At 64.0% G+C, this 11,780-nt stretch carries 8 protein-coding genes; 4 read left to right on the plus strand and 4 right to left on the minus strand.

Annotation, left to right across the window (positions count from 1 at the left end; translation table 11 throughout):
- Nucleotides 1–116: 116 nt before the first annotated feature.
- The 4 genes from ACPL7H_RS19005 to ACPL7H_RS19020 all read left to right on the plus strand — a co-directional run bounded on the left by ACPL7H_RS19005 (nucleotide 117) and on the right by ACPL7H_RS19020 (nucleotide 4,536).
- Nucleotides 117–1,238, plus strand: coding sequence for a substrate-binding domain-containing protein (locus ACPL7H_RS19005; protein ID WP_424798306.1), 1,122 nt, complete (start codon nucleotides 117–119; stop codon nucleotides 1,236–1,238).
- Nucleotides 1,235–2,239 carry a Gfo/Idh/MocA family protein gene (locus ACPL7H_RS19010; protein ID WP_424798307.1) on the plus strand — a complete coding sequence of 335 codons (1,005 nt, stop codon included), beginning with the start codon at nucleotides 1,235–1,237 and terminating at the stop codon, nucleotides 2,237–2,239. Before ACPL7H_RS19005 ends, ACPL7H_RS19010 begins: the two co-directional genes overlap by 4 nt.
- A gap of 102 nt (nucleotides 2,240–2,341) precedes the next feature.
- Complete coding sequence (locus tag ACPL7H_RS19015) at nucleotides 2,342–3,736, plus strand: sulfatase-like hydrolase/transferase (RefSeq protein ID WP_424798313.1); 1,395 nt, start codon at nucleotides 2,342–2,344, stop codon at nucleotides 3,734–3,736.
- Nucleotides 3,736–4,536 carry a sugar phosphate isomerase/epimerase family protein gene (locus ACPL7H_RS19020; protein WP_424798308.1) on the plus strand — a complete coding sequence of 267 codons (801 nt, stop codon included), beginning with the start codon at nucleotides 3,736–3,738 and terminating at the stop codon, nucleotides 4,534–4,536. The genes ACPL7H_RS19015 and ACPL7H_RS19020 overlap by 1 nt, the downstream gene beginning before the upstream one ends.
- On the opposite strand, the gene ACPL7H_RS19025 is transcribed toward ACPL7H_RS19020, so the two are convergent.
- The 4 genes from ACPL7H_RS19025 to ACPL7H_RS19040 all read right to left on the minus strand — a co-directional run.
- The gene (locus ACPL7H_RS19025) at nucleotides 4,515–5,633 is read right to left on the minus strand and encodes a LacI family DNA-binding transcriptional regulator (protein ID WP_424798309.1); all 1,119 of its coding nucleotides are present in this window, start codon (nucleotides 5,631–5,633) and stop codon (nucleotides 4,515–4,517) included. The two genes, ACPL7H_RS19020 and ACPL7H_RS19025, sit on opposite strands and share 22 nt — an antisense overlap.
- 9 nt (nucleotides 5,634–5,642) lie before the next feature.
- Complete coding sequence (locus ACPL7H_RS19030) at nucleotides 5,643–7,871, minus strand: FAD-dependent oxidoreductase (protein ID WP_424798310.1); 2,229 nt, start codon at nucleotides 7,869–7,871, stop codon at nucleotides 5,643–5,645.
- A gap of 63 nt (nucleotides 7,872–7,934) precedes the next feature.
- Nucleotides 7,935–10,505, minus strand: a complete 2,571-nt coding sequence (locus ACPL7H_RS19035) for a polysaccharide lyase family 8 super-sandwich domain-containing protein (protein ID WP_424798311.1) — start codon at nucleotides 10,503–10,505, stop codon at nucleotides 7,935–7,937.
- 208 nt (nucleotides 10,506–10,713) lie between these two features.
- Nucleotides 10,714–11,780 (minus strand): polysaccharide lyase family 8 super-sandwich domain-containing protein (locus ACPL7H_RS19040; RefSeq protein WP_424798312.1); only part of this gene is annotated, 1,067 nt, incomplete at its 5' end.

Below are 11,780 nucleotides of genomic sequence, written 5' to 3' on the forward strand. Positions count from 1 at the left end.
TGAGCTTGCGATGAGCAAAGGTGGGTGCAAGTCCGGTTCGGCTCCGCTACTCTTCATCTAATGCACCTTAGGTGCATCCTTTTCAAAGGAATCAATCAAGGGAGAGTGGGGCGGCCGTGGATGACGCCACGAGCGGGCGGGAGTTGAAGTTCCGTGCACTGGCCAAGGACCTCCGTCAGGAGATCTTGAGCGGGAGGTGGGAGCCCGGAGCAAAGTTGCCCACGGAGAAGGAACTCATGGCTCAGCGGGGATTGTCGCTGACCACTGTTCGACGAGCACTCGACGAACTCGCCGACGATGGATTGATCGTGCGCAGGCAGGGCTCCGGCTCCTATGTCTCGACTGACCCCCGGGCAGGCGCGGGGGCCATGCGCACGATCGGCGTACTCGTCCCAAGCACAACGGAGTACTACCCGCGTGTGCTCGCAGGCGTGGAGAGCGCGCTCTCCGGAGCCTCTGCCCGCATGGTCCTCGCGTGCTACCACTACGACGCGGCCGAGGAGGAACGCGACATGGCATCCCTGATGGCCAGCGGCATCGATGGTCTGATCGCGGTTCCCGACCTCCTGTCCGCTGCGGATTCGCAGAAGAAGATCGAGGTGCTCTTCAACTTACCGGTGCCTGTAGTCATGCTGGAACGACGTGACACTCAGGCCCGACTCTCGGACCGTTCGGAGTATGTGTGCACCGACCATGCAGGCGGGGCGTACGACGCGGTGAACCATCTGCGCGGGCTGGGGCACGAGCGGATCGGTCTGGTGTGCCGGTACCCGAACCCCACGGGCATCTGGGTGGCCCAGGGGTACAAGGCAGCCGTGCACGACGTAGCGTTGCCAACTCTTCCGATCGACACCGCACCGGCTGCGGAATGGTCCTTGGAGCGGGCTGAGGTAGCGCTGCAAGAACTGCAGAAGTCGGGGGCGACCGCGGCGCTGGTCTTCGGAGACAGGGAAGCGGCGTGGATCGAGGCTGCTGCGCGACGTGCCGACGTCCGTATCCCTGAGGACCTCGCTCTGGTTGCGTATGACGACGAGAGCGCCGCGTACGCGGATATCCCGCTGACTGCGGTTTCCCCGCCGAAGCACGAACTGGGTCGGCTCGCCGCGGAGACCCTCCTGCAGCGCGTGGAGGGAAACGACCTGCACGCCGTACACCAGATCACCCTGCGCCCACCGATCGTCATCCGTAGTTCGTGTGGCGCCTTAGAGGCCGCGCAACCAATCAAGGAGAAGGTATGAAACTCGGGCTCCTGGGGGCCGGCGCGGTCGGTGCGGTGCACGCCCAAGCGGCCGCAGCGTTGCCCACCGTCAACGTAGCCGCGGTGTCCTCTCGCTCATTGTCTGAAGCCGAAGCCGTGGCCGAACCCCATGGTGCACGGGTGTACAGCGACTACCGCGAGATGTTCGACAGCGACCTCGACGCCGTGGTCATCAGCACGCCGCATTCGTTGCACACCCAGATGGTCCTCGATGCGGCGCAGGCCGGGTTGCAGGTGCTGTTGGAAAAGCCCATGGCGACCACAGTTGCGGATTGCGACCTGATGATCGAGGCGTGCGAGGCAGCAGGGGTTGCGTTGGCTGTGGGCCACATCCAACACTTCCTACCCGAGAAGGTGGCTGCTTACGACGCCGTACGGTCCGGGTGGATCGGGGCTCCGCGTCTGGTGCACGACCTGCGAAGCACCGACTACCGCCCGGGAACACGACCAGAGTGGTTCTTCGACCGGGAAGTGGCAGGCGGGGGAGCCGTGATGAACATCGGTAGTCACTGCATCGATCGGAGTAGTTGGCTGGCCGGTGCCCTGGTGGAGCGGATCGAGGCTGCCAGCACCGCGTCGCGATTCGGCGTTGGCGTGGAGACCGATGCCACCGCACTTTTGACGATGACGAACGGACTCCGGGCATCGATCACCGTGACGTCGACACCGCCTCGCCTCGTAGATCAGGTCACCGTCGTCGGGGACGAGGGCACCATCGTGGCCGACTCCAGGCGTGGGACCCTGATGCGCGTCGGAGACACGGAACAGACATTGCATGAACGGTCCGAAGGGGACATACCCGCCGCGTTCCGGAACCAACTCGCGGCGTTCGTCGAGTTCGTCGACCACGGAACACCGTTCCCCGTCAGCACCGCCCTGAGCCGGACGGTCGTGGCGGCCGTGCATGCCATCTATGAAGCCGCGGACACCGGCCGGCCGGTCACGGTGCCGATGAGGCAGCACTCCGGGGCATTGTCGTGACATATGCCCGCGAGCGATGATGGGTTGACGCTCTTGACGCAGGTCGTGGTGAGGTGACAATAGGCGATGGCTAGTCGGGACACGAATCGGCCGAACGTCGTGATGATCATGGCAGATGATCTCGGCCCGTGGGCCCTCGGGTGCGCCGGAAACCCCGAGATACGGACACCGACCATCGATCGAATGGCATCGGAGGGTACCCGGTTCACCGAGTTCTACTGCGCCTCGCCGGTGTGTTCACCAGCTCGGGCCACGCTCCTGACCGGGCAGATGCCCTCGGCTCACGGTGTGCATGACTATCTCGACGCTCGGCATGTGGGAGCAGACGGTCACGACTTCCTCGGCGGTCAACGTCTGTATACAGACGACCTGGCGGACGCCGGCTATCGCCTCGGCCTCGTGGGTAAATGGCACCTCGGCGCCAATGACCGGCCGCGCCCGGGATTCGTCCGCTGGTTGGCTCATGGCGGAGGAGGCGGGCCGTACTACGGTGCGCCGCTGTACGACGAGAACGGGCCCGTCGACGCACCGGGTTACGTCACTGACGTCCTGAGCGATGCTGCCTGTGACTTCCTCGAGGACGAGTCGCGGACAGAAGACCCATTCTATCTATCGTTGCACTACACGGCTCCGCACAGTCCGTGGAAGAACAACCACCCCACGGAATACACCGACCTGTATCGCGACTGTGCCTTCGCCTCGCTGCCGCAGGAGGAGTTGCATCCGTGGGTACCCATCGTGGACGGCGCCCCGATCGGCGGTGAACCGGATACTCGCGCAGCGCTCGAGGGCTACTTCGCGGCGGTCACCGCGATGGACGCCGGCATCGGTCGGGTGCTGTCGCGCCTGTCGCACCTCGGATTGGACGAGCACACGGTGGTGATCTTCACCAGCGATAACGGATTCAGTTGTGGCCAGCACGGGATCTGGGGCAAAGGGAACGCGACTTTCCCCCAGAACATGTACGACGAATCAGTGAAGGTGCCGTTCATCATGCGGCAACCGGGCCGTATCCCAGCAGGTGAAGTGAGCGATGCCCTGGTGTCCGCCTATGATGTCGCCGCAACACTGCGGGATCTCTGCGGGATCGCTCATCCGCCGCAGAACGGCCCTGGGCGGTCCTTCGTCACCACTCTGATGGGGCAACAGGGGCAAGATCCCCGTGAGCGGGTTGTGGTGTTCGATGAGTACGGGCCGGTGCGGATGATCCGCACCCGCAGGCACAAGTACGTCCATCGCTATCCCCATGGGCCGCACGAACTCTATGACCTCGTCGCCGACCCGGGGGAGCGGTCGAACCTGATCGGTTCCCCCGACGCTGCCGCGTTGCGCACGGAACTGGAGGACCAATTGAATGCATGGTTCCACCAGCATGCACGCACCGATGTCGACGGTCGGGCCTTGCCGGTGAGCGGCGCCGGGCAGGTGGACACGGTGGGACCTGGGCGGAGCCCGTTCCCCTTGGCGACGGCCTTCAACACCATCCCGAGGTATTGATGGCGACGTTGACGTTGGCCGTCTCCGGACTCGGCGTGCCCGAGGAGGGGCTGTCAGTGTTCCTGGATCTGGTCGAGCGCTCAGGCATTCAGGGAATCGAGATCAGACACGGTGCGGTCGTGCCCGCGGAGTACCAGGATTCCGGCATCCGCGATCGTCTGGCGATGTTGGACTTCGTCGCCCTGGCTTCGCGAGTGAAGGTCGGCGCGGGGGCGCGCAGCGAGTTCATTCGGCATCTCAAGGCGGCCGTGGCGGATGCGAACCGGCTGGGGGCAACGCATGTGCGCGTCTTTCCCGGTGCCGGCAAGGGGGCGGATCGCACCGAGGACGGCGAACTGGTAGACCGGCTCGTGCAGGCCTCTCATATCGCGCGCGACGCGGGGGTCTACATCGCCGTGGAGACGCACGATTCCCACTGTGCTGGGGCCGACATCGCCAAACTCCTGGACGCGGCAGTCGACTCGGATGCCGCTACCGGCTCGCTCACGGCCGTGTGGGACGTCCTGCACACCTGGCGGGTCGGAGAGAGCGCGGGTGAGTCGTTGGACCACCTGTCCGGTTGGCTCACCAATGGCTGGATCCAGGTCAAAGATGCAGTGGGCAGGAGTGATCCGGCACCCGAACTACCTGGCGATGGCGCGGTCCCGCTGGTCGCGATCCTGAAGACGATCCAGGAGCGCGGATACTCCGGTTGGGTGTCACTGGAGTGGGAGCGGGTGTGGTTCCCAGGCGTTGCGCCGCTGGAGGTGGCGATCGAGCATCTCCACTCGGTCTTCCGTCAAGCCGGCGGTGGCTCCTGAGGCCCGTTACTCCCGCACGAATCACGGACCACGATCCGGGGTCTCAAGAAGATCTGATGGATCGGAGATTCCTCCCCCTCTCGGATCCGGTTCAGCAGAACCTCAGCTGCAAGCCGTCCGAGCCGGTGCTTGGGCGGTGCCAGTGCGGTGAGAGGGACCTCCGCCAGTTCGGCAGTCTCGTCGTCGTAGGAGACGATGGCGAGATCCTCGGGAATACGGATGCCGACCTTGCGCGCGACGGACTGCAGGATGGTCGCCTCACGATCACCGAACACCAGGGCAGCGGTGACACCGTTCCGCTGCAGGCGCTTGAGCGTGGCACGCGCCCGTGGCTCGTCCCATTCGTCCCATGGCGCGGAGATCATCAGTGAGCCTTTCAGGCTGAAACGTCGTGCGGCCTCGTCGAAGCCGAGCCTGATCGAACGTCCGGTCCAGGACTTCTCTCGCAGACACAATGCAATTCGCTCATGTCCCAGGCGATGCAGGTGCCGGACACCAGCGAAGGCGCCGGCCTGATGATGCGAGCACACGAATTCCGTCGGGTCTGCTGATCCCAAGGTATCGAAGCGACGCTCGATCAGGACTACCGGAACACCGAGTTTCTCGAGTGCGTCGATCCGCTGCATCACCAGATCTAGGTTGCTGATGCTCGGCACGAGGAGTAATCCATCGATGTTGGACTGCATGAACCGCTCGATCGCTCGTGTCTCCCGAACCGGGTCGTAGAGGTAGGTCGCCAGCATCAACCCAGTCTCTGCGCTCGCCAGGGTCTGCTCGATCCCCTGCAACACCTTCGGGAAATATAGACTCGTGTCCGGGAGCAGCACTCCGATGGAGGATTCGCTGACCCGGCGTTGCCGGGGCTCCCGAACAACGAACATTCCGGCACCCTGGCGCACCTCGACCAGTTGATCGCGGACGAGTTCATCGATCGCCCGGCGGACCGTGTTGATCGAGTAACCGGTGGACTCGGCCAACTCTCGTTCGGTCGGCAATTTGGTACCCAACGGCCAGGTGCCGGCGTCGATGCCCCGCCGAAGGTCGCTGGCGAGTGTCTGGAACTTTAACTGGCGGGCAGAGACGTTGGTCGATAGCACGGCATGCCCTCAGAAGACCCGGACCGCCACGACCTGCGCGTAACGGGACCCGTTGGTGGCCAGCACCTTCACCCGGATCGCCTCCACGTTTGCGGCGGAGCAGGCATGGACCCGGTGTCGTTTCCGATTACCGCGCTCGGCTACGGACGTGTGCCAGGCTCCGTCGCGGTAGACCTCCAGGTCGTAATCGGCCACGATCTCTGGAATGACGCGGAACGGCCACCGGGAGTAGTGCAGGTTGTTGGCGTACTCATTCACGTCGTCGTTGAACAGCAGGTGGACTTCCTCGATCGACTGCGGCACATCCCACCGCAACTCCACCCACTCCGGCCCGTTCGCCATCGGTGCCGATGACCAGATCTGGGGACCCGCGAACGGTCTGCTGTATGCAGAGATGACCTGATTTGGCGCGTAAGGACCGCCGTCGTCGATCCGCAGCGCCAGCCGGGTGCGGTTCAGCGCCTTGATGTCCCACTGCACGATCTCGTTCGGTGCGCGGTCATCCACGTGAAGGTCGATGTCGCGGGTGGCGAGGTCGGCGCGGCGGCGCATCGCGAGTTGACCGAACAGGTAGTCGGGATGGGTGTGCCAGGAGACGTCGTCGTTCGCGGATAGAACCAGGACCAGATTCTCCTCATCGTTCCGGGCAGCGGGGAGTTCGAGGGAGAGCCATCGACTCCCGGAATCCTCGATGTTCACCGTGCCGGAGGTGAGGAGTTCCTGGGGTACGTAGGTGAGCGGGTCTGCTGTGGTGTGGAACGCGTACTGCACGGAGGTGCTCTGCTTCGCGTTCAGGTAGACACGGGCGACGCGTGCGGCGCTCGTCCGAGGAAAGAGGACGGCGGTATCGGCGCTCAGTCGGACCGAACCGTCGATGTGACTCGCGGCATCCGGATCCAGTGAGGAACTGGCGGTCACGAGGGCCCCTCGCGCTCTGTCGGCGGGATCGGTCCACGGCACGCCGATCAGGGAGGCATCGTGCCGGATCAGCCGGTGTTGGAGCGCGGTCACGGACTCGCGCAGGCCGGCGGGGTCGATTCCCTGCTCAGCGCACAGCGCGGCTGCGGTACCGGCAGCCTCGCCCATGACGCCGCAGGTGGCCATCACCCGCATGGAGCCGAACGCAACGTGCGTGGCACTGACGTTACGTCCTGCCATGAACAGGTTGATGATGTTGCGGGAGTGCAGCGCGCTAAATGGAATGTCGTACAGACCGGGCGGGTAGATCTGCTGCGCCGCCCCGCGCGGTTCATAGACACCCTTCGGAGGGTGTAAGTCGATGGACCAGCCACCGAACCCGATGGCGTCCGACTTGCGGCGGTCCTGTTCGATATCCCGTTGCGTCATGATCGTCTCGCCCAGGATTCGGCGGTACTCGCGCTTGCCTGGCACCGACCCGACCCACTCGAGGGTGAGATTCTCGGCGTCGAACTTCCCGGAGTTCTTGATGTAGTCCCAGATGCCGTAGACGACGCCCCAGAGTTCGTCGCGGATCCGTTCGTTGTCGTGGACCACGTCGAGTTCACCGCCCCACTCGATCCACCAGTAGTCGGCGCCGTTGTCGCCGGTGTGGATCACACGTGATTCCAGGATTGAGGTGGCCTGCACATCGATCGCGAACGACGGCGGAATGAATGGGACCGCCTCGGACTCCTCGCGGGTGTAGAACAACAGCGTGCTGCCGAGGGTCAGGTCGTCCTTCTCGGCGGGTGCCCAGGACTCGGAGTACTCGTGCTGACCCTCCCGGCCGAGCAGATGGTCGGCGCCGGCCGCCGCTGCGATTGAGCCATCGCCGGTGCAGTCGATGACGAACTGCGCGTGCATGTGCACCTCGCGTTCGGAGCCGAGCACATGGCCCACGACAGACTCGATCCGCTGCCCAGCCATGTGGACATCGAGCACGTGGGTGTTCAGGAACAGGTCAATGTTCGGTTCGCTCTTGACCGCTTCGAGCAGCACAAGGTCCCAGTACTGGGGGTTACCCAGTGGGTTGCGGTACTCGTTTTCGAGATAGAACTCGCCGACGATGCCGGTCTCCCGGGCGTACCGCTGATGTCCGGTGGCGGTGGCCCCGCACACCCACACGCGCACCTCGCTGCTGGAGTTGCCACCCAGCACCGGGCGGTTCTGGAGTAGCGCGACGCTGCGGCCGTTGCGTGCGGCGGCGATCGCCGCAGACGTTCCGGCCAACCCGCCACCCACGACTACCACGTCGTGGTGATGCTGTTCGATTCTCACGAGTTATCCCTCCTTCCCGAGGAGTCTGCAGCATCAACAGGGAATGAATACAGAACCAGTTACTCAGGAGAGTTGGGCGACCGCGGTCTCGACCTTTTGCACCAGCAGATCCTTGGTCACGGGCTCCACGGTGTGGGGCGGGTGCGGTGCGGTCAGTTGATACTGGAACCGCTCCAGAGCCTGGATGGCCTGCTGGTTGCGACCCGCTTCTGCGTGACGCTGGGCGATACCCACCGACGCCCGTAAGCGAGCGGCGACCGGAGCAGCGATAGCGCCCGTGGCCACCGACCGGTCGAATGCTCCGGATACTGCGTGCACAGGCCCGGCAGAGGTGGTCATCTCGACGGTGAAGACCCGTCCGCTGACGTCCTTGGTGTCGATCACTAGCGTGCTGGCGTCATGTCCGGACTCCATCGAGACGCCCTCGTCGGCAGCGACCAGGTCCAGGTCGGGCAGGGCGAGCGTGAAGCGTACTTGGTCACGGGAGAACGTGGGTTCGGAGAGGCCGAGTCGAAGGTGCCCGTCACCGTTCTGCTTCACTACCACGGAAGTCGCCCCGTCGGCACTGAGGAGCCCCGCATCGCCGGCGGAGAAGAAGTTTGCCATCGTGACCCCGGACCTCGTGTCGACGACGGCTTGGACCTCTGATGTGTTGGCCAGTACCTCGATGCACGCGTGAGAGTACGTCGCCAGGAGTTCGTCGGTAGCATTCGGTACCAACGCGTAGGCCAACGACGTCCGTGCCGTGCCGGGATGCAGGTAGGAGATGTTCGCGATCGTGCGTTCGATCAGCACGCTATTCACGGTAGTGCTGTCATCGTCCAGGCCTAGCGTCACTGGATGATCGTCCAGGAAGATGTACCCGACGGCGGCGTCTACCTCAGGATCGTGCCAGCGGGCGTTGGACAAGCGGACCGCGTCGACGGGCCCGCTGCCAGGGACGCCATCCTTCGTCGTCCACGACACCTCGGTGCTGCTGGAATGTGTGGACAGTCGAGTATCGACCGACGTGCGCAGATCGCGTCCGTTGCTCTCGGTCAGGTCTGCCGCGAGCACGATGATCACCCCTTCGAACATGAACCAGGACTTGCAACCGTCGGGATTGACGTACTCCAGGTTGAACTCGGGGGACAATGTCATGCTTGAGGTTCCGAAGCCATCGACACTGGCACCACCCGAGTGTGCATTGGTCCCCCAGGGGCTGCTCCCGGTCCGTTCGCGCGATTCACCCACCTGAGCGGTCACTCCAGCGAGCATGGTGGGATCCACCACGTGCAGGTACTCGCCGCCGTAGGTGGTCGGATGATTCTGTCCGGTGAGATACAAATAGTAGGCACCCTCACCTTGGAACCATGGGCGTGGATTGGCGCCGCTCATGGTCTCGTATTTGCCGATGCGTTCTGAACTCCGGGCGATGGTGAAGCGGTAGCCGGTGCGGGCGTGCACGTCCCGTTCCATGAGGTTAAAGGTGGCGTGGCCTGACGGGAAGTAGGGGTCACGTGGCGTCACAGCAGTGTCAGCGAGCAATGCATGCAGGGTCACGGGCGTGACCGGAGAGGCGAAGTCGTCCGCGTTCACCACTGCAAGGGTGTCGGTGGCGAGGTGCTTCACATACGCTCGCAGGTCGTCGGCGGTCTGCCCGCGCACGTACCGGGTCAGGTCCGTCAGCGCCTCCACCATCACAGGGGTGTCGTCGTACCCCACGTTGATTCGGGCTGCCACGCGTCCCTTGAGGTGCTCGAAGAAGTGACCTTCGTACAGCACCGGTGCGAAACTGTTGCGTACCCACGACATCAAAGTGTCCGTCAACTCACCCTCCGGCAGAAGGGAGGTGTCGGCCATGATCTGCGTGAACTGCATGACCCGCGTGAGCAGGTTCCTGCCATAGGTGGCGGTGTAGGGTACGTTGCCGTGCTGGAGGAACGATCCGTCAGGATAGAAGCCGTCGGTGATGTTCTCGGCAGGATCGATGGGATCGATGGTGGCCATGACGGTGAGATGGCTCTCCAGCCCTTCAACCACGCGTGCGCCGTCGCCGACAAGTGCGCCCTGAATCAAATAGTTGATGGTCATATCAGCGCGGTTCGCGCCCGTGTGGAACTTCGGGACGAAGGTGAGGTGACTGTCCATCACATCCAGGGCTTGTTGCATCAGGCTTGGATCGATCTCGACGATCCGGTGACGAAGGCACACCAGCGCCAAGGTGATCTGGTTGGGTGAGCCGATTTCCCAGTCCCACCAGTCGCCGTACTTGTCTCCCTCGCCGGTGTAGATGTCCCCGGGGACGTCGTAGTAGTTCTCGATCACCCATCGCAGCGCCTCGATCACCGCGTCCTGGCGGGTGATGTCGCCATACGAGGTGGAACCTGGTGTCGCGGTTGCGAGCGCGATGCTGCCCAAGACCCTGAACGTGCTGGTCAGCCTGCCACTGGCGGTTGGGCCGTTCGAGGAGTTTTCCGGCCCCAGCCGGACGTTGTTGATGACGCCGAAGTTATCCTCCCATTGCGAACGGGGCCGGAGCCGAGCGGCGTAGCCGTCACCGTCCCCCTGGATCGCTTCGACCTTCGCCGCTGCGGCCGGGTGGGAGTTGTTGGTCGCAGTTCCCGCGAAGATCGCGGTGTAGTTGGCCAGCAAGAGTTCATGATCAGCGCTGTTGGCCAGTGCTCGAACTGGGATACCGGCGACGGCAACTCCCAGGGTGGTGCCGCCCGCGAGAGCGAACAGGCTTCGTCGGGATAGGTCAACCATGGGCCTTCCTTGGTCAGGTTTCTCTGGGCGGTGCTGGTGCTGGGTCAGCCCGCCCAACTGCGGGAGCGGATGACGCGGGCCCGCCCATCTGGATTCAGGAGAGTTGCGCGATTGCGGTCTCGACCTTCTGCACCAGCAGGTCCTTGGCTGCCGGATCCACGGTGTCGGGTGGGCGTGGTGCGGTCAGTTGGTCCTGGAACCGCCTTAGGGCTTGGATGGCCTGCGGATTGCGGTCCGCCTCCGCGTGGCGCTCGGCGATACGGAGCGACGTTCTCAGACGAGCGGCGACAGGACCAGCGATCGCGTCGGTGGCCACTGCGTGGTCAAATGCGGCTGATACCTCGTGCACGGGACCGGCCGAGGTTGTCATCTCAATGATGAACACTCGCCCGCTGACGTCCTTAGTGTCGATCACCAGCGTGCTGGCGTCGCTTCCTGATTCGATTGAGACTGCGTCGTCGGCCGAGATCATTTCCAGGTCGGGGAGCGCGAGCGTGAGGCGTACCCGCTCACGTGCGAACGTCGGTTCGGAAACAGCAAGACGGACAAGGCCGTCGGGGTTGCGATTGAGGACCACCACGGTAGCGCCGTCGGCTCTGACCAGGCCGGCCTCACCCGCGGCGAAGAAGTTCGCCATGGTGACGCCGACGTCTCCGTGGGTAACCGCTTGGACGTTCGTGGTGTTCATCAGCACCCGAATGCTCGAATGTGCATACGAGGCAAGTCGTTCCTCGGTCGCATTCGGCACCAGGATGTAGGCGACCCTGGACTCCTCTTTTCCATCGTGCTCGTAGAAGATGCTGGAGATGGTCCGCGTCGGCGGGGGATTGCCGGCTTGTGCGGTCCGGTCAACTTGTTGCAGATGGACGTCCCCCTGGTTGAGCATGACGTAGCCCACGGCGGTGTCGAGTGTGGGGTCCGTCCAGCGGACCCACGCCAAGTCTCCAGTGGTGGCGCCAGACCCGACATCACCGCTGCGATTTGCCCACGTGTAGCGCGCACTTGCATCGACGAGGCTGGTCCGGCTGTCCACGGAGGTGGTCAGGAGGCGCCCCTGGGGGTCGGTGATTCCAGCACCGAGGGTGACGATTTCGTCGTCGAACATGAACCAGGATTTGCGCCCGTGGGGGTTCTGGTAGGCAACGACGTCTTCAGGGAGGA

Origin of the sequence: Pseudactinotalea sp. Z1732 (genome assembly GCF_049724975.1) — a bacterium.
GTDB lineage: Bacteria > Actinomycetota > Actinomycetes > Actinomycetales > Beutenbergiaceae > CALKWS01.